This window comes from Micromonospora sp. C81 (assembly GCF_018070425.1).
In the GTDB taxonomy this organism is placed as follows: Bacteria; Actinomycetota; Actinomycetes; order Mycobacteriales; family Micromonosporaceae; genus Micromonospora; species Micromonospora zamorensis.
In genome coordinates this window covers 187,617-206,606 of sequence record NZ_JAGPXS010000009.1, presented here as the reverse complement: position 1 = coordinate 206,606, position 18,990 = coordinate 187,617, and the positions used below count along the sequence as shown (strand labels likewise).

13 protein-coding genes are annotated in these 18,990 nt (G+C 72.0%); 8 read left to right on the top strand and 5 right to left on the bottom strand.

The window, feature by feature from the left end:
- Window positions 1-69: 69 nt before the first annotated feature.
- A complete protein-coding gene (gene xseA, locus KBX46_RS17470; RefSeq protein WP_210793252.1) occupies window positions 70-1,284 on the bottom strand; it encodes an exodeoxyribonuclease VII large subunit in 1,215 nt (404 codons plus the stop codon).
- A gap of 143 nt (window positions 1,285-1,427) precedes the next feature.
- Here xseA and KBX46_RS17465 point away from each other — a divergent pair, with 143 nt between their 5' ends.
- Window positions 1,428-2,414 carry a 4-hydroxy-3-methylbut-2-enyl diphosphate reductase gene (locus KBX46_RS17465; protein WP_088946220.1) on the top strand — a complete coding sequence of 329 codons (987 nt, stop codon included), beginning with the start codon at window positions 1,428-1,430 and terminating at the stop codon, window positions 2,412-2,414.
- A 40-nt stretch (window positions 2,415-2,454) separates the two neighbouring features.
- Window positions 2,455-2,898: a hypothetical protein gene (locus KBX46_RS17460; RefSeq protein WP_210793251.1), complete on the top strand. Its 444-nt coding sequence runs from the start codon at window positions 2,455-2,457 to the stop codon at window positions 2,896-2,898.
- A 132-nt stretch (window positions 2,899-3,030) separates the two neighbouring features.
- Here KBX46_RS17460 and KBX46_RS17455 read toward each other — a convergent pair whose 3' ends face one another.
- Window positions 3,031-4,191 (bottom strand): DNA recombination protein RmuC, encoded by a 1,161-nt coding sequence (locus KBX46_RS17455; protein ID WP_210793250.1) that lies wholly within the window; start codon window positions 4,189-4,191, stop codon window positions 3,031-3,033.
- Window positions 4,192-4,245: 54 nt separating this feature from the next.
- On the opposite strand from KBX46_RS17455, the gene KBX46_RS17450 reads away from it, so the two are divergent.
- The gene (locus tag KBX46_RS17450) at window positions 4,246-5,073 is read left to right on the top strand and encodes a hypothetical protein (protein ID WP_210793249.1); all 828 of its coding nucleotides are present in this window, start codon (window positions 4,246-4,248) and stop codon (window positions 5,071-5,073) included.
- 138 nt (window positions 5,074-5,211) lie between these two features.
- Here KBX46_RS17450 and ppc read toward each other — a convergent pair whose 3' ends face one another.
- Entirely contained in the window at window positions 5,212-7,998 is a 2,787-nt protein-coding gene (gene ppc, locus KBX46_RS17445) for a phosphoenolpyruvate carboxylase (protein WP_088946225.1), read from the bottom strand.
- Between the two features lie 129 nt (window positions 7,999-8,127).
- Complete coding sequence (locus KBX46_RS17440) at window positions 8,128-9,180, bottom strand: hypothetical protein (protein ID WP_210793248.1); 1,053 nt, start codon at window positions 9,178-9,180, stop codon at window positions 8,128-8,130.
- 71 nt (window positions 9,181-9,251) lie between these two features.
- Here KBX46_RS17440 and KBX46_RS17435 point away from each other — a divergent pair, with 71 nt between their 5' ends.
- On the top strand, window positions 9,252-10,292 hold the full coding sequence (locus KBX46_RS17435; protein WP_210793247.1) for a S66 peptidase family protein: 1,041 nt from the start codon (window positions 9,252-9,254) through the stop codon (window positions 10,290-10,292).
- 54 nt (window positions 10,293-10,346) lie between these two features.
- Here the strand turns inward: KBX46_RS17435 and KBX46_RS17430 are convergent, their stop codons facing one another.
- The gene (locus tag KBX46_RS17430; RefSeq protein WP_210793246.1) at window positions 10,347-11,261 is read right to left on the bottom strand and encodes a cyclase family protein; all 915 of its coding nucleotides are present in this window, start codon (window positions 11,259-11,261) and stop codon (window positions 10,347-10,349) included.
- A 353-nt stretch (window positions 11,262-11,614) separates the two neighbouring features.
- On the opposite strand from KBX46_RS17430, the gene mfd reads away from it, so the two are divergent.
- From mfd to KBX46_RS17410, 4 genes are all read left to right on the top strand, one after another.
- Window positions 11,615-15,274, top strand: a complete 3,660-nt coding sequence (mfd, locus tag KBX46_RS17425) for a transcription-repair coupling factor (RefSeq protein ID WP_210793245.1) — start codon at window positions 11,615-11,617, stop codon at window positions 15,272-15,274.
- 76 nt (window positions 15,275-15,350) lie between these two features.
- The gene (locus tag KBX46_RS17420) at window positions 15,351-16,199 is read left to right on the top strand and encodes a hypothetical protein (protein WP_210793244.1); all 849 of its coding nucleotides are present in this window, start codon (window positions 15,351-15,353) and stop codon (window positions 16,197-16,199) included.
- A gap of 2 nt (window positions 16,200-16,201) precedes the next feature.
- The gene (locus tag KBX46_RS17415; RefSeq protein WP_210793243.1) at window positions 16,202-17,179 is read left to right on the top strand and encodes a nucleoside triphosphate pyrophosphohydrolase; all 978 of its coding nucleotides are present in this window, start codon (window positions 16,202-16,204) and stop codon (window positions 17,177-17,179) included.
- Window positions 17,180-17,326: 147 nt separating this feature from the next.
- Entirely contained in the window at window positions 17,327-18,946 is a 1,620-nt protein-coding gene (locus KBX46_RS17410; protein ID WP_210793242.1) for a DUF885 domain-containing protein, read from the top strand.
- Window positions 18,947-18,990 lie beyond the last annotated feature (44 nt).

Here is an 18,990-nt window from a genome sequence, read left to right as displayed (position 1 = left end):
CGGCGCCTGTCCGACGCGCGCCCACCCTGCCCGCAGCGGTTCGGCTTAACCGACCCGCATGTGCGTCCCTCAGCCGTCCACCGTCGCGGCCAGTTCGCCCTCGGCCAGCCGTACCCGCAGCGGGTCGCCCTTGCCCACCTCGGCCGCCGCCCGCACCACGTGCCCGTCGGCGCGCTGCACGATGGCGTACCCCCGGTCGAGGGTGGCGGCGGGGGAGAGGGCGCGCAGCCGGGCGAGGGTGTGCCGCAGCTCGTCGTCGGCGGCGGCGAGCCGGTGGTCCAGGCAGCGTCCGGCCCGTTGCCGCATCGCGGTCAGCTCGGTGGCGCGCTGGTCGACCATCACCTGGGGCCGGGCCAGCACCGGCCGGGAGCGCAGCAGGTCGAGGCGGTGGGTCTCCCGGTCGACGAGGTTGCGGACCGCCCGTTGCAGCCGGGAGCGGGCCTGGCCGATGAGGCGTACCTCCTCGGTGAGGTCGGGGACGATCCGCTTGGCCGCGTCGGTGGGGGTGGAGGCCCGCAGGTCGGCGACGTAGTCGATCAGTGGCGCGTCGGTCTCGTGGCCGATGGCGCTGACCACCGGGGTGCGGCAGGCGAAGACGGCCCGGCAGAGTGCCTCGTCGGAGAACGGGAGCAGGTCCTCGATGCCGCCACCGCCCCGGGCGATGACGATCACGTCGATGCTCTCGTCGGCGTCGAGCACCTTGAGCGCCGCGACGATGTCGGGCACCGCGGCGGGTCCCTGCACGGCCACGTTGACGGTGCGGAACTCCACTGCCGGCCAGCGCCGCCGTGCGTTGGTCAGCACGTCCCGCTCGGCCGCCGACGCGCGACCGGTGATCAGCCCGATCCGGCCGGGCAGAAACGGCAGCCGGCGCTTGCGGGACCGGTCGAACAGCCCCTCGGCGGCGAGCAGCTTCTTGAGCTTCTCCAGCCGGGCCAGCAGCTCACCGAGCCCCACCTGGCGGATCTCGTCGGCGCGCAGGCTCAGCGTGCCCCGGGCGGCGTAGAACTCCGGCTTGGCGTGCAGCACCACGCGGGCGCCCTCGCGTAGCTCCGGCGCGCCGGCGTCCAGTACGTCGCGGTTGGTGGTGACGGTCAGGCTCAGGTCGGCCGACGGGTCACGCAGGGTGAGAAAGACGGTGCTGGCCCCGGGGCGGCGGCTGATCTGCGCCACCTGCCCGTCCACCCACACCCAGCCCAGCTTGGCGATCCATGCCCCCACCTTCTGGCTGACCACCCGCACGGGCCAAGGCTCCTCCGCGCTGCTCCGCGCCCCCTCGGTCACCCGCCCACCCTACGGACCCCCGCGGTGATCAAGAAGTTTGCGTCAGCATCGGGCGCGTTTCTGACGCAAACCTCTTGATCACCGGGTCAGTCCGGGGGTCGTGGGCCGGTGGCCGTGGGGGAGTCGGCACGTACGATGGACGGGTGACTGAGGCTGAGGCGACTCCCCGGACCGGCAAGCGCGTGCTCCTGGCGAAGCCGCGCGGCTACTGCGCTGGCGTCGACCGTGCGGTGCAGACCGTCGAGGAGGCGCTGAAGCTCTACGGCGCCCCGATCTACGTGCGCAAGCAGATCGTGCACAACAAGCACGTCGTGCAGACCCTGGAGGCCCAGGGTGCGATCTTCGTGGAGGAGAACGAGGAGGTGCCGGAGGGGTCCACCGTCATCTTCTCCGCGCACGGCGTGGCTCCCGAGGTCTACGAGCAGGCGAAGCAGCGCTCGCTGAAGGCGATCGACGCGACCTGTCCGCTGGTCACCAAGGTGCACCACGAGGCGAAGCGGTTCGCCGCCGAGGACTACGACATCCTGCTCATCGGGCACGAGGGGCACGAAGAGGTCATCGGCACCGCCGGTGAGGCCCCCGCGCACATCCAGCTGGTCGACGGCCCGGACGGCGCCGACAAGGTCACCGTCCGCGATCCGGAGAAGGTGGTCTGGCTGTCCCAGACCACGCTGTCGGTCGACGAGACGCTGGAGACGGTCGCCCGGCTCAAGCAGCGGTTGCCGCTGCTCCAGTCGCCGCCCAGCGACGACATCTGCTACGCCACCTCCAACCGGCAGCACGTCGTCAAGGAGATCGCCCCCGAGTGCGACGTGGTGATCGTCGTCGGCTCGACGAACTCCTCGAACTCGGTCCGCCTGGTCGAGGTCGCCGTGGACGCGGGTGCCCGTGCCGGTCACCTGGTCGACTTCGCCCACGAGATCGACGACGCCTGGCTGGAGGGGGCCACCACGGTCGGTCTGACCTCCGGCGCGAGCGTGCCGGACGACCTGGTCCAGGACGTGCTGACCCACCTCGCCGCACGCGGCTTCGCCGACGTCGAGGAGATCACCACCGCCAACGAGCGGCTGATCTTCTCGCTGCCGCAGGAGCTGAAGCGGGACATGAAGGCCGCGGCGGCGCGCGGCTGAACACGGGAACGAACTCGGACCGGCGTACGTCAGATCAGCCATGAGGACATTTCGGCTCGCCGTTCCCGTGCTGGCCGTCTGCGTGGCGCTGAGTGCCTGCGGCAGTCAGGACACCGGAGGCGGCACACCCAGCCCGACCCCGACGGGAGCGCAGCCGGTGACCAGCCAACCCACGCCCGACCCGACCGCCCTGCCGCCGACCGCCGACCCCACCCCGCCCTCGGGCCCGAAGACTCCGAAGCCACCGAAGCCCGGCGGCCCCAGCACGCCCCCGGGTGTGGGTGCCACCACCCTGACCGGCACCGTGCAGGGCGGCGTGGAGCCCAACTGCGTGCTGCTCGACGGCTACCTGCTCGTCGGCGGTCCGCGTGACGTGCTGACGCCCGGTGCGCGGGTCGAGGTCACCGGTCGGGCCGAGCCCGGCATGATGACCACCTGCCAGCAGGGCACTCCGTTCGTCGTGACGGCCGCCCGCCCGACCTGACACCTCCGAACGCGAAGGAGCCCGCCCCGAACTCGGGGACGGGCTCCTTCGGTGTTGCGGACGGATCAGTTCACGGCGACGGCCGGTGCGGTGAACGTGCCCAGCGAGGCGGACGCACTCTCACATGGCTGACTAGCGGGCCGAGACCTCGTCGGCCGGGTCGGCCAGCTCAGGCGCCTGCGGCTGCCGGGGCGCCAACTCGACCTGCGCGGGCGTCGCCAACTCCTCGTCCGACACTCCCAGCTCGGCGAGCTTTCGGGCGCTGACCAGCACCCGCGCCTCCAACGAGCCGACCGCACGGTTGTACGCCGTCACGGCGCCGGCCAGCGATGACCCGAGCTTGCCGACGTGATCGCCCAGAGTGGAGAGCCGCCCGTACAGCTCCCGGGCGAGGGTGTGCACCGCGAGGGCGTTGCGGGCCAGCGCCTCCTGCCGCCACGAGTAGGCCACAGTGCGGAGCAGGGCGACCAGTGTGGCCGGTGTGGCCAGCACCACGTTGCGGGTGAAGGCGTGCTCCAGCAGCGACGGGTCACGTTGGAGGGCGACGTCGAGGAACGGGTCGGCGGGGACGAACAGCACCACGAAGTCGGGCGAGTTGTCGAACGCCGACCAGTACGACTTGGCGGCCAGCGCGTCGACATGCCCGCGCAGGTGGCGGGCGTGCGCGTCGAGGTGGGTATCCCGGCCGCGTTCGTCGCGGGACTCCATGGCCGTCAGGTACGCGTCGAACGGCGCCTTGGCGTCCACCACCACCGACCGGCCGCCGTGCAGCCGGACCACCAGGTCGGGGCGGACAACCTGCCCGTCGTTGTCGGCGGTGACCTGCTCGGAGAAGTCGCAGTGCTCCAGCATCCCGGCCGCCTCGACGATCCGGCGCAACTGGTGCTCGCCCCAGCGGCCCCGCACCTGTGGTGCCCGCAGCGCCGCCACCAGCTGTTTGGTCTCGGTGCGCAGCTCACCGGAGACGGCGCTCATCGAGCGCACCTGCTCGCGCAGCTCGGCGTACGCGTCGACCCGGTCGTGCTCCAGCTCGGCCACCCGCTGCTCGTAGCGGCGCAGGGAGTCGTGCAGCGGCGCGACCGCGCGGGCCACCGCCTCCTGGGACTGCGCGGTCGCCTCGTAGCTCAAGGCCCGCATGGACTGCTCCAGCCGGCCCTCACCCTCTCGGGTGGCGGCCAGGGTGGCATCGAGGCGGGCGATGTCGGCCGCCGAGCGGGACCGGGCCGCGAGCCAGCCCACCGCCCCGCCGGCGCCGAGGCACACGATCACCACAAGCAGCGTCGAGACGTCCATCACCGGAGCTTGCCAGACGGATATGACGTGACACCCGGGGGTACGTTCGATGACATGGAACTTGTGCTCTGCCTCGCTGTCGTGCTGGTCGGCGCACTGGGCGCCGCAGCGCTCATCCGCGCCCAGGCCGGCGCCCGCAGGCGTACCGAGCTCGGCGACGCCCGCGCGGAGGCGCAACGGTGGTACGAGCGTCTCGGCGGCCAGTTGATGAACCTGCAGGGCGAAGAGCCGGCGGTCCGCCAGGCGCTGGCCGACGCCGGTGAGCGCTACAACGCGGCCGGCTCACAGCTGGAGCAGGCGCGTACGCCACACCAGTTCACGCTGGCTCGGGAGACCGCCCTGGAAGGGCTCGCGTACATCCGGGCGGCGCGTACCGCGTTGGGCATCGACCCGGGCCCCGAGGTGCCGGCGCTGGCCGCCGCCCGTGGTGTGGGCCAGCTCACCAAGGAGCGCGAGGTCGACGTGCAGGGGCAGACGTTCCGGGCCGGCCCCCAGCCCGGCCGGGAAACGCCCTACTACTACCCGGGTGGGCGTTATCAGGGTCGGCCGGTGCCGGCGGGGTGGTATTCGACGCCCTGGTGGAAGACGGCGCTGGGTGCCGGCGCCGGTGTGCTCGGCGGCATCCTGATCGCCGACGCGCTGTTCTCGCCCGCCTTCGCTGACCCCGGCTACGGCTACGACGCCGGCTACCAGGAGGGCTTCGGTGACGGCGTCGACCAGGGCGGGGACGGCGTCGACCAGGGCGGGGACGGCGGCGACCAGGGCGGCGGCGGCGACCAGGACTTCGGCGGCGGCGCCCAGGGCGGCGGCGACTACGCGGGCGGCGATTTCGGTGGCGGCGACTTTGGTGGCGGCGACTTTGGTGGCGGCGGCGACTTCTGACCTGCCCCCGATCCCCACCCCCAACCCGGTCGATCATGGAGTTGTGGTGCCTGCTTCGCCCTTTCTGGCGGCTTTTGCGGGGCACCACAACTGCATGATCGACGCGGCTGGGTTGGTGGCCTGATTTCCTTCGGTCGATCAGCCGGTGTTGCGCATTCCGGCGGCGATGCCGTTCACCGTCGTGAGCAGCGCACGCTCCAGGGCGGTGCCGTCGCTCGGCGCACGTCGGCCACCCGGAGCGGTGGCCACCGCCCGCCCGGCAGCCCCGGACTCCCGGTACTGCCGCAGCAGCGCCACCTGGAGGTGGTGCAGCGGCTCCAGGTAGGTGTCGCGGACGGCCAGGGTGCGCTGGAGCACCGGCGAGTTTTCCAGCAGGGCCGGTGAGGCGGTGACCGCCAACAGCTCCCGCTTGGTCAGCTCGTACTCCTGCTCGATCTGCTCGAAGATCGGGTGCAGCTTCTTCGGCACCAGCGTCTCGACATAGCGACGGGCGATGCTCAGGTCGGTCTTGGTCACCATCATCTCGACGTTCGACAGGAACGTGCGGAAGAAGTGCCAGTTACGGTGCATCTCGGCCAGCACGTCAGCCAGTCCGGCCTCACGCGCGGCGGCCAGGCCGGAGCCGACGCCGAACCAACCCGGCACGATCTGCCGGGTCTGCGTCCAGCCGAACACCCACGGGATGGCCCGCAGACCGGACAGGCCCGCGCCGGTGTTCGGGCGCTTCGCCGGCCGGGAGCCGATGTTGAGTGCGCCGAGCAGCTCGGTGGGGGTGGACGCCCAGAAGTACGCCGGCAGGTCCGGGTCCTCGACGAGCGACCGGTAGGAGCGGAACGCGGACTCGGAGACCACGTCCATGGTGGCGTCCCAGCGTTCCAACATCTCGGCCGGCTGCCGCGGTGCGGTGTGCAGCAGGGTCGCCTGGAGCACCGCCGCGAGGGTGAGCTCCAGGTTTTCCCGGGCCAGTGACGGCAGGGTGTACTTGTCGGAGATCACCTCACCCTGCTCGGTCACCTTGATCGCGCCGTCCATCGTCCCGTACGGCTGGGCCAGGATCGCCTCGTGCGTCGGCCCGCCGCCACGACCGACCGTGCCACCCCGCCCGTGGAACAGCCGCAGGTGCACCCCGTGCCGGGCCGCCACGTCACGCAGCGCGCGCTGCGCCCGGTGGATCGACCACTGGCTGGTGGTGATCCCGGCTTCCTTGTTGGAGTCGGAGTAGCCGAGCATGACCTCCTGCACGTCGCCTCGGGCACTCACCAACGCCCGGTAGGCGGGCAGCGACAGCAGCTCGTCGAGGAGTTCACCACCGGCGTTCAGCTCGGCCGGGGTCTCCAGCAGCGGCACGAACCCGACCCGGGCCCGCCCACTGTGCACGTCCACCAGGCCGGCCTCCCGGGCCAGCACCACGGCGGCCAGCACGTCGTCGACACCCAGGGTCATCGAGATGATGTACGACTCGATCACTTCGGAGCCGAACCGGTCCTGTGCCTCCCGGATGGTGCTGAACACGTCGAACGTCTTACGGGCCGGCTCGGACAGCGCCGTGTCGAGGGTGGACAGCGGCCGGCGACCGGTCAGCTCGTCGGCGAGAAGCTTGGTGCGCTCCAGGCGGGTCAGCGCCGGGTAGTCGGAGACCTCGCCGACGGCCTCGTAGAGCTGGGCGAGCACCGCGTGGTGCGCCTCGGCGTGCTCCCGGACGTCCATCGTGGCCAGGTGCAGGCCGAACGCGGACACCGTACGGATGGTGGAGGCCAGCCGGCCGACGGCGGTGAGCTGCCCGGAATTGCGGGCCAGCGACGCGCGCAGCAGATCCAGGTCGGCGATCAGCTCGGCGGAGCCCCGGTAGTCCCGACCCGGCACGTGCCCGGTGCCCTGGCGCAGCCTCTGCCGGGTGTTGGCGAGCTTCGCCTTCACGCAGCGTGCCTTGAGCCGGTACGGCTCCTCCGCGTTGACCCGCCGGAACCTCGTCGCCACCTCGGGCAGTGCGTCCAGGTCGGCGGCGAGGCTGGCGGAGAGGTCCAGGGAAACCCCGCGCAGCCGGCGGGAGACGGAGACCTCGTTGATCAGGTGGTCCATGGCCTTCTCGGTGGCCGCGATGCCGTGCTCGTGCTGGATGGTCAGCACCTCACGGGTGACCGCCGGGGTGACGAACGGGTTGCCGTCGCGGTCACCGCCGATCCAGGTGCCGAAGCTCAGCGGCCGGGCCGTCGGTGAGGTCTCCACACCGAGGGTGCGCAGCGTGTCGGCCAGGTCGTCGAGCACCTGCGGGGCGGCCTCGGCGTACAGGTCGCGCAGGTAGTAGATGGCGTTGCGGGCCTCGTCGGTCGGGTCCGGCCGGTCGAGTCGCAGCTCGTCGGTCTGCCACATCAGGTCCAGCAGCTCGGCCAGGCGACGGTTGGCGGGGCCCTCGTCGCTGGCGCCGTAGAGGATCGCGTTGGCGGTCTCGGTGTCCAACTCGTCGGCGATCGCCCGCAGCTTGGACAGGATCGAGCGGCGGGCCGCCTCGGTGGGGTGCGCGGTGAAGACCGGACGGACCGCCAACCGGCGGGCCGCGTTGGCGATCTCCTCGGCGGGCACCCCGCGCTCGGCGATCATCTTGGCCGCCTGGTCCAGCCACCCGCCCTGCACCGCTCGGCGGCGGCGCAGATCCCGTGCGCGGTGCACCTGCTCGGTGATGTTGGCCAGGTGGAAGTAGGTGGAGAAGGCCCGCGCAAGCTTGGTGCCGGTGGTCACGTCGAGCCCGCCGAGGCGCTGGGCGGCCGCCGGTGCGTCGGTGCGGACCTGGGCGCGGATCTCCTCGACGAGGTCGAGCAGTGGGCGACCCTCCTGGCGGGCCAGGGTCTGCCCGAGCAGGGTGCCGAGCCGGCGGATGTCGGCACGCAGCGCGGCATCCGGGCCGTCGTGGTCATGCTGATCGGTCACGGTGCGCTCCCTTACGTGGGTACGAAGGACAGCGCTGTCCGACTCACTGGATGGTATCCGCGTGCACCGGATGTCTGGAGGACCCCCGGGCGATCCAGTGCCCCTGGAACGGTGTTTTCGGACGTGATCTCAACCACCGTCGCCGGCGGGAGTGGGGCCGGGGCGGGTCGGGCCGGAGTCGGAGGTGACGGCCCGGCGACCGCGGACGAGGCTCGCGCCGAGCAGACCCAGTCCGCCGAGCACCGCCCAGAGCGCGAGGGCGAAGGCCGGCCAGCCGGCCGATCGCCAGTCGAAGTAGACCGCCGCCTTGCTCAGGTCGTTGGCGAGGCCGGGGATGTTCCACCGGTGCATGCCGCGCAGCACGCCGGGCAGGAACTCGGGCGCGTAGATGCCGCCGGAGCCGGGGTTGCCGAGCACCACCAGAAGCAGGATGACCAGCGCGGTGCCCGCGACGCCGAGCCAGCCCTGGATGGCGCTGGCGAACATCGCGGCGGCGAAGACGGCCAGCGCGCCGATCGCCGCGATCGTCGGTACGTCGTGGTGCCAGATGTCCAGCACCGGTCCGACCACGACCGCGCCGGCGATGCCGAGCAGCACGCTGTAGACGGCCAGGGCGGCGATGCGCAGCCCGGCCCGCCGTACCGTACGTGGGGTGGTGCCGGCGGATATCCCGAGCACGGTCGAGGCCAGGTAACCGCCGAGCACGTAGCCGACGTTCAGGTAGAAGGGCACCACCCCACGCGGGTCGGCCGAGGTGACCGGCACTTCGTCGACGACCTGTAGCGGGGTGCCGCTGCGGGTGGTGGCGGTGGTGAGCACCTCCTTGATCGCGCTGGTGGCGGAGGGGCCGGAGGCGCTCGCGATGGTGAGGAGCAGGCCGTTGTCGGGGCCGGTGCTGAGCACGGCGTACACCGCGCGGCTGAGCAGCCCGTGCTCGGCGGCGCTCGCGTCGTCGTACCCGACGGATTTGATGATGTTGGTCTGACCGCGCACGGCGTCGAGCGTCGCCTGGGCGCGCTGGTCGCCGAGGGCGACGCCGACCGGTAGGTCGCGGGGTGTGGGCTGGTGCAGTGCGCCGACGTAGGCCGCGATGAACGCGGTGGCGAGCACCAGCGTGCCGAGAAGCAACCCGATGCTGCGCGGCGCCCAGTCCCGGTCTCGGCCCTGCGATGCGGTGTCCACGTTGTGAGCCTATGGCCGGTTTTGTGATCGGCAGGGCGGAAATCGGTTGGCCGGACCGTTAGCGTTCGATCATGGTGTCGCTGAAATACCCGCCCAAACCCCGGCCTGGCGACCGGGTCGCGGTCGTCTCACCCTCCGCCGGCCTGCCAGCCGTCTTCCCCCACGTGTACGAGTTGGGGCTGCGCCGGCTGCGCGAGGAGTTCGGCCTGGAGCCGGTGGAGTATCCGACCACCCGGATCCTGGGGGCCGACCCGCGCGACCGGGCCCGCGACCTGACCGCAGCCTTCGCCGACCCGAGCATCACCGCGGTGCTCGCCACTGTCGGCGGCGACGACCTGATCACGGTCACCCCGCACCTCGACAATGACGTGCTGCGGGCCAACCCCAAGCCCTACTTCGGCTACTCCGACAACACCAACGTGCTCAACCACCTCTACCGGCTGGGCATCGTCGCCTACCACGGTGGGTCGGTGCTGGTGCATCTCGGCCGGCCCGGCTCGCCGCACCCGCTGACCTTCGCCTCGCTGCGCGCGGCCCTGTTCACCACCGACTGGTACGAGTTGACGCCCGCCCATGACTGGGGGGACCGGCCGAACCCGTGGACCGAGCCGGAGACGCTGGCCCACGAGCCGGAGATGCTGCCCGGCGCGGGTTGGCGCTGGCAGGGCCCGCAGCGGGAGGTGCGGGGGCGCACCTGGGGCGGCAACCTGGAGATCCTGCACTGGTTGCTGGCCACCGACCGAGTGCCCACCGCCGCCGAGCTGGACGGGTCAGTGCTTCTCGTCGAAACCTCCCAGGAAATGCCCGGCGCACAGGAGGTGTTCCGGATCGTGCGGAACATGGGAGAGCGGGGCCTGCTCGCCGCCTTCCCGGCCATCGTCGTCGGTCGCCCCAAGGCCTGGGACTTCAACAAGCCCCTGTCGGTGCCGGAACGGCAGGCGTGGGGCGACGCCCAGCGGGAGGCGATCACCCGCGCGCTCGCGCCGTACAACCCGGACGCGGTGGTGGTCTTCGACGTCGACCTCGGTCACACCGACCCGCAGTTGATCATCCCGTACGGCGGGGAGATCCGGGTGGACGCCGTGGCGCGCAGGATCTCGGTGCGCTACTGACCGGCCGGCCGCGCGTTGCCGCCGCCGCGGGTGGCGTCAGCGCCGCGGGTGGCGTCAGGGGTTGACGACGGCGAAGGCCCGGACCGGGAAGGTGCCCATGCCGGCCACCCTCGGTGGGGCCGCGGTGAACCGGAACCCCGTCGGGGGCAGCGCGTCCAGGCCGGTCAGGTGCTCCACGATCGGGATGCCGGCGGCGAGCAGCGCGCTGTGCGCGGGGCGCTGACCTCCGGCCGCCGGGCTCATGTCGTCGATGTTGATCGAGTCGATGCCGACCAGGGTCGCGCCCGCGTCAACCAGCGCCTGGGCTGCGTCCCCGGTCAGGTACGGCGCCTCCGGCGCGCCGTACCGCTCGGTGCCGAAGTGCGCATCCCACCCGGTGTGCAGCAGGACCGCGCGCCCGGCCACCTCGTACGGGGCCAGCATCAACCGGTCCACGGCCCGAACGCCGGCCGGCACCCGGACCACCACCCCGGGCAGGTCGGCGAGGCTGTCCAGCGACACCCCGGTCAGGTCGTCGCCGCCCGCCCAGCGATGGGCGGGAGTGTCCACGTACGTGCCGGTGTTGGCGATCAGGTCGATCCGCGCCACGTGGAACTCGGTGCCCGGCGCGTACCGCTCGCGGGATGCCGCGAACGTCAGCCAGTCGGTGATCCGCGGCCCCGGCCAGCCCGGCAGGGTGATCATCCCGTCGCTGATCACGTGGCTCAGCTCGACCAGCCTGCGGGCGGGCGCCGGCCGGTCAACGGCAACGCCCCGGCCGCCCTTGTGCGGCTCTTCGATGAGCGTCTTCGCGCTGATCCGCACCTCGGCGACCATCAGCAACCCAAGGTGCCGGACGAACAACGCCGCCAGGTCGTCGTCGCTGATCTCCTGACCGGGGATGTCCAGCCGGAACCCCTCGGTGCGCAGCCCGCCGCCGTTGGCGAAGCTCACCTCCGCGTCGAACTGTGCCCGCCACTGCTCATCCACCCCGAAACCCGACCATGTCAGAAGCCCGCCGGTCAAGATCTATCTCCCGTTTCCGACCGCCTCGGGCTGCGGGGTTCGGGTTCCCCCCCCAAGATCCGCACAACATCAGGGAAAGTGCTGCCTCCCGCGCCCCGGAAGCAGCAACTTCCCCGAAGTTGCGTGGATCTTGGGACGACGGGAGGCGTGGACCTGGGTCTAAGGGTGCGCGGGCGGGGTGCCGCGCGCCGCGCGGCGTGGACCTGAGCGGAAGGGGGTGTGTGTCGGTGGACGGGGATAGGCTTGTCGTCGTGCACCCCCCGTCCGGCTGGACGAGGGGCCGCCGTCGTGTGCGTCGATCCCCGGGAAGGATTCCCTTGCTCACCGGTCTGTTCTCCGCCGCCCTGGCCGACCCCGGGCTGACCCGGGCGCGTGACCTGGCGCGCTCCGGTGCCGCCCAGGTCGACGGCCTCGACATCACCGCCCCTGCGGCGTTGCGCCCGTTCGCGGTCGCCGCGGTCGCGGCCGACCCCGACGGCACCGGGGGTGGGGCCGGGCGACCCGTGCTCGCGGTGACCGCCACCAGCCGGGAGGCCGACGACCTGGCCGCCGCGCTGGGTGGGTTGCTGCCAGCGGAGCAGGTGGTGGTCTTCCCCTCCTGGGAGACGCTGCCGCATGAGCGACTGTCGCCACGCTCGGACACGGTGGGCCGACGGCTGGCCGTGCTGCGCCGGTTGGTGCACCCGGAGGCTGCCGACGCGCACGGGAGCACCGGGCCTCTGCGGGTGGTCGTGGCTCCGGTCCGTTCTCTGCTCCAACCGCAGCTCAAGGGGCTCGGCGATCTGGAGCCGGTGCAGCTCGCCGCCGGTGAGGAGGCCGACCTGGAGGAGGTCGCCCGCCGGCTGATCGACATGGCGTACGCCCGGGTCGACCTGGTCACCAAGCGCGGCGAGTTCGCCGTGCGTGGCGGCATCCTGGACGTCTTCCCGCCCACCGACGAGCACCCGTCCCGGGTCGAGTTCTGGGGCGACGAGGTGGAGGAGATCCGCACCTTCGCCGTCGCCGACCAGCGGACCATCGAGCAGGTTCCGCTGCTGTGGGCACCGCCCTGCCGGGAGTTGCTGCTGACCCCGGAGGTCCGTGACCGGGCCGCCGCGCTGGCCGAGCAGCACCCCGAGTTGGCGGAGATCCTCGACAAGCTGGCCGAAGGCATCCCGGTGGAGGGGATGGAGTCGCTGGCGCCGGTGCTGGTCGGTCCCGACTCGCTGGAGCTGCTGCTGGACGCGATGCCGTCCGGCACCCACGTGCTGCTCTGCGACCCGGAGCGCATCCGCACCCGGGCGCACGACCTGGTGCGTACCTCGGAGGAGTTTCTCCAGGCCAGCTGGGCCGCCGCTGCGGTCGGCGGCCAGGCCCCGGTGGACGTCGGCGCCGCCGCCTTCCGCACTCTCGGCGAGGTGCGCGCCACAGCCGGCAAACTCGGCCAGCCGTGGTGGACGCTGTCCCCGTTCGGGCTTGTCGAGGGGGAGACGGCGACCGAGACGCGGCAGCCCTGGGAGGACGCGCCGGAGCAGGCCGCGGTCACCCCGGACGACGCCATCGCTGTGACCCTCGCCGCCCAGCCGGCCCCGCTCTACCACGGCGAGACCAGCCGGGTGGTCGACGACCTCAAGCGCTGGGCCGGCGAGGGCTGGTCGATCGCGCTGGTCTTCGAGGGCCACGGCCCCGCCCAACGGGCGGTGGAGGTGCTGCGCGACGCCGGGCTGGGCGCCCGGTTGACCGAGGAGGTGCCGACCGCGCCGGTCGCCGGTGAGCTGGTGGTCACCTGCGGTGCGCTGAGCAGCGGGTTCGTCGACGAGGCGTCCCGTTTCGTGCTGTTGACCGGCAACGACGTGACCGGCGGTCGGGGCACCTCGACGCGGGACATGCGCAAGATGCCGAGCCGGCGGCGCAACACCATCGACCCGCTGGAGCTGAAGGCCGGCGACCACGTCGTGCACGAGCAGCACGGCATCGGCCGCTACGTCGAGCTGGTGCAGCGCACCGTCAACGGGGCCAGCCGCGAATACCTGGTGATCGAGTACGCGGCCAGCAAGCGTGGTCAGCCCGGCGACCGCCTGTTCGTCCCCACGGACCAGCTCGACCAGCTCTCCCGTTACGTGGGCGGCGAGCAGCCGACGTTGCACAAGATGGGCGGCTCGGACTGGCAGAAGTCCAAGGCCCGGGCCCGTAAGGCGGTGCGGGAGATCGCCGCGCAGCTCATCCAGCTCTACGCAGCCCGCAAGGCGTCCAAGGGCCACTCGTTCGGCCCGGACACCCCCTGGCAGCGGGAGTTGGAGGACGCCTTCCCCTGGCAGGAGACGCCGGACCAGCTCGCCGCGATCGACGAGGTCAAGCGGGACATGGAGCAGACCGTCCCGATGGACCGGTTGATCTGCGGCGACGTCGGCTACGGCAAGACCGAGATCGCGGTCCGGGCGGCGTTCAAGGCCGTGCAGGACGGCAAGCAGGTGGCGGTGCTGGTGCCGACCACGCTGCTGGTGCAGCAGCACTACAACACGTTCGCCGAGCGGATGAGCCAGTTCCCGGTGGAGATCCGGCAGCTGTCGAGGTTCCAGACCCCGAAGGAGACCGAGCGGACGCTGGAGATGGTCGCCGACGGCACCGTCGACATCGTCATCGGCACCCACCGGCTGCTCCAGACCGCGACCCGGTTCAAGCAGTTGGGCCTGGTGGTCGTCGACGAGGAGCAGCGCTTCGGTGTCGAGCACAAGGAGCACCTGAAGACGCTGCGCGCGTCGGTCGACGTGCTGAGCATGTCGGCCACCCCGATCCCGCGCACCCTGGAGATGGCGATCACCGGCATCCGGGAGATGTCCACCATCGCCACCCCACCGGAGGAGCGGCACCCGGTGCTCACCTTCGTCGGCGCGCAGGACGACCGGCAGGTGGCGGCGTCCATCCACCGCGAGCTGCTCCGCGACGGGCAGGTCTTCTACCTGCACAACCGGGTCGAGTCGATCGACCGGGCGGCGCGACGACTGCGGGAGCTGGTGCCCGAGGCGCGGGTCGCGGTGGCGCACGGCCAGATGGGTGAGGACGCTCTGGAGAAGGTCATGGTCGGCTTCTGGGAGAAGGAGTTCGACGTCCTGGTCTGCACCACGATCGTGGAGTCGGGCATCGACATCCCCAACGCCAACACGCTGATCGTGGAGCGGGCCGACCTGCTCGGCCTGGCCCAGCTGCACCAGATTCGTGGCCGGGTCGGCCGGGGCCGGGAGCGGGCGTACGCCTACTTCCTCTACCCACCGGAGAAGCCGCTCACCGAGCACGCCCACGAGCGGCTGGCGACCATCGCGCAGCACACCGAGTTGGGCGCCGGCATGTACGTGGCGATGAAGGACCTGGAGATCCGGGGTGCCGGCAACCTGCTCGGCGGTGAGCAGTCCGGGCACATCGAGGGTGTCGGCTTCGACCTGTACGTGCGGATGGTCGGCGAGGCGGTCTCCGCGTTCAAGGGTGAGCGGTCGGAGGACGAGCCCGACGTCAAGATCGACCTGCCGATCGACGCGCACCTGCCGCACGACTACGTGAGCGTGGAGCGGCTGCGCCTGGAGATGTACCGCAAGCTCGCCGAGGCGCGGGACGAGGAGCGGCTGACCGAGGTGGTCGCCGAGATGACCGACCGGTACGGCGAGCCGCCGGCGCCGGTGCAGAACCTGGTGGAGGTGGCCCGGTTCCGCCTGCTGGCCCGCCGGTACGGCCTCACCGACGTGTCGATGCAGGGCAAGCACGTGCGGTTCGGCCCGTTGCCGTTGCCGGATTCGAAGCAGATGCGGCTCAAGCGCTACCACCCGGACGCCGTCTACAAGCAGGCCACCGACCAGGTCAGCGTGCCTCGGCCGAGCACCCGTCGGATCGGCGGGGAGCCGCTGCGTGACCAGGCGCTGTTGCAGTGGTGCGCGCAGTTGCTCTCCGATGTGCTCGGTGCCCCCGCTCCGCTCGCCGTCGCGGCCGGGTCAGGTGCGGCCGGGTGACGCGCCGCGGTGAACTGGAAGCTCGGTGAGGTGGGGGCCGTCACAGCACGGGAGAGGGCATGAGAGAGTGACGGGCATGCGTGCTCGCCGTGTGATCGCCGCCGCCAGCGTCGCGGCCCTGGGTGTCCTCTCCCTCGCTGCCTGCGGTAAGTCCGCACCGGGGGTCGCCGCGTACGTCGGTGACACCACCTATTCGGTGCAACGGGTCGACGAGATCCACGCCGAGGCCCAGGCGAAGTACGAGACGACCGCCCGGGCGGCGTTCCAGCAGCAGAACGGGCCGTCCGCGTCTCCCTCGCCGGAGATGCTCCGGATCGACGCGACCCCACAGGACATGCTCAACCTGCTCGTCGGCATCGACCTGGCCAAGCGGATCGTCGCGGAGAAGAAGATCCCGGTCCAGGACCAGCTCAAAGCCGACGAGTTGGGCAAGAGTTTCGGAGCTCCTGGCTCCGAGTACGCGAAGCTCGCCGCTGACTGGTACAACCTCTTCCTCGCCCTCCAGGCGGGTCTGCCGCCGGCCGAGCTGACCGACGAGCTGCGGTCGGTCGTCTACGCCAAGATGGTGGAGGGCGAGGTGGCCCCGGCCGGCTGGACGGTCGAGCAGCAGCGTTCGGCGTTCGCCGATCCGGCCATCGCCCCGCAGGTGGCCGCGGTGGTGGCCCTCAGCGCGGCGTTCGAGGCAGAGGTGGAGCGGGAGGACGTCTCGCTCAACCCGCGCTACTCCGCGCTGGAGATTCCGGCCCTGCTCCAGGTGCCGAACGGGGGCTTCGGCAGGTACAGCCTTCCCTACCTGGAAAAGTCGGGCGCCGTCACCGACATCTCCACCCCGGATCCGCTTCCGTCGGGCGCCAACCCGAGCGACGACGCAACGGCCCCGAGCGACGCGGCCACGCCCCCGAGCGACGAGGGCACGGCCAGCTGAGCATGTCGGCACGGATCGTCCTCCTGGTCACCTCACCCCGGTTGCCCGCCGGCCTGCTGACCTCCGCGGCCTGGGATGTCGTACGCCAGCACCCGGTGTTGACCGGCGCGGAGACCGAGCTGGTCACGGCCGTGCGCCAGGCGGGCGCCGAGGTCACAGTGGTGGACGGGCCGGCGACGCAGCCGTTGCTGGATGCGGTGGCGACGCACGGCACTGTGGTGTGGTTGGCCGGTCCGGCGGGCGACGAGGCGCTGGCCCGTGAGTTGGGTCTGCGGTTGGCCCGGCAGCCGGGGTTGGCCGAGATGGAGCTGATGTACGGCTCGTGGGATCCGCCGGGCGCCCGACTGCTCGACGCGGTGGCCGTGATGGACCGGCTGGCCTCCCCGGGCGGCGACCCGTGGAAACGCGCGCAGACGCACCGCAGCCTCGCCGGTTATCTGCTGGAGGAGAGCTACGAGGCGTACGACGCGATCAGCGCCGACGACACCGACGCGCTCCGCGAGGAGTTGGGTGACGTCCTGTTGCAGGTGGTGCTGCACGCGCGGCTCGCCGAGGAGTTGCCCGAGGACGAGCGGTGGACCATCGACGACGTGGCCGGTGGCCTGGTCGACAAGATGATCCGGCGCAATCCGCACGTCTTCGCGGGTGCCGAGGCGGGCACTCTGGAGGACATCACCGAGAACTGGGAGCGGATCAAGCGCGCTGAGAAGGCACGCGACTCGGTGCTGGACGGCGTGGCCCTGAGCCAGCCCGCCCTGGCCCTGGCCGCGCAGATCCTGAAGCGCGCCGCCCGTAGGGGCATCGAGGTCCCACCGCCGTTGGCCGCCACCCAGGTGGATGCCGAAGCAAGGTTGGGCGCGAGCCTCCTGGCCACGGTAGCGGCGGCCCGCGAGGCGGGCATCGACCCGGAGGCGGCCCTGCGCCGCGCCACTCTGGCCTACGCGGAGGCCATCCGAACCGCCGAAAGCCCACCCGCCTAAACCCCCACCCCCGAGCCCCCCACCCCCGAGCCCTCAGACCCCCGTTGATCATGAAGTTGTTGCCACGACACGCCGAGGTCGAAGGCAATAACTTCATGATCGACGTAACAGGTGGCAGTGGGTGGGCCGGTCGGTAGGGTGGGCCGGGTGGAGGCGTTTGGGGTACTAGCTGAGCGGGTTGTCGAGGCACTGCTGGAGTCACGGCCGGGGGTTGCCACCGCTGCCGGGGACCACCGGTTCGACGACCGGCTGCCGGACCTGTCCGTCGACGCGCTGGCCGCCGACCGGGCGATGCTCTCCGACGCGGCCAACGCCCTGTCCGAACTGGACCCGGACTCGCTCGACGTGGAAGAGCAGGTCGACCACGCGCTGCTCAGCTCATTCGTGGACCGGGAGCTGTTCGAGCTGACCGAGATCCGGTCGCACGAGTGGGATCCGCTGCGCCACAACCCCGGCGCGCTCCTGCACCCGCTGCTGGCCCGCCCGTACGCCCCGGCGGAGGTGCGGCTGACCCAGCTGGCCGGCCGGCTCGCCGCCGTACCGGACGCCCTCGCCACCGCCCGCGCGACGCTGCGGGACATGCCGCGGATCCACGCGGAGACGGCGGTAGGCCAGTTCGCCGGCACGGCCGCGCTGATCCGCGACGAGCTGCCGCCGCTGCTCGCCCAGGCCCCGAGCGCCCTCGACCGGGTCGAGCCGGCGGCCACCGCGGCGATCGCCGCGCTGGAGGAGTTCGTCGCGTGGCTGCGCGCCGGCCTGGCCGCCGACGCCGGCCCGGGGCGGGACCCGCGGCTGGGCCGCCGCCGCTGGGAGGCCCGGCTCTGGCACACCCTCGACACCGAGCTGGGCGCCGCCGAGATCCAGCGCCGCGCCTGGGCCAACCTGGACCGGGTCACCGCGGAGATCCGCGAGGCGGCCGTCGAGCTGGTCGGCGGCCCGGCCGGCGACGCGGCCGTCCGCCGCGCGCTGGACGTGCTCGCCGCCGAACACCCGGACGACGCGACGATCGTCGACCTGGCGGGGGTGACCCTGGACGAGGCGACCGACTTCGTCCGCGCGCACGACCTGGTCACCCTGGTCGACGACCGGTGCGTGATCCAGGAGATGCCGGAGTTCGCCCGGGGTGTCGCGGTGGCCTACTGCGACGCGCCCGGCCCGTTGGAGACGGCGGCGGTGCCCACCTTCTACTGCATCGCGCCCACCCCCTCGGACTGGCCGGCGCAGCGGGTGGAGTCGTTCTACCGCGAGTACAACGACCACATGATCCGCAACCTGACCGTGCACGAGGCGATGCCGGGGCACTTCCTCCAGCTCGCCCACGCCCGCCGCTACGTCGGTGGCACCCGGGTCCGGGCGCTGGCCGAGTCCGGCCCGTTCATCGAGGGCTGGGCGGTCTACACCGAGGAGCTGATGACCGGCCTCGGCTACGGCGGTCTGCCGGTGCGGTTGCAGCAGCTCAAGATGCAGCTCCGGATGACCATCAACGCCCTGCTCGACCAGTTGGTGCACGCCGACGACCTGCCCGAGGCCGAGGCGATGGCGTTGATGACCGGGCGCGGCTTCCAGGAGGAGGGCGAGGCGGCCGGCAAGTGGCGCCGGTCGTTGCTCACCTCCACCCAGCTCTCCACCTACTTCGTCGGGTACAGCGAGATGGCCGAGATCGCCGCCGCCCGCCCGGACGGCGTGTCGGTGCGCGACTGGCACGACGCGATGCTCGCCCACGACTGCCCGCCCCCGCGCCACCTGCGCACCCTGCTCGGGGTCTGAGCAACACCGGCCCCCGCACCGGTCACCGCGTCCCGCCTCAAGAT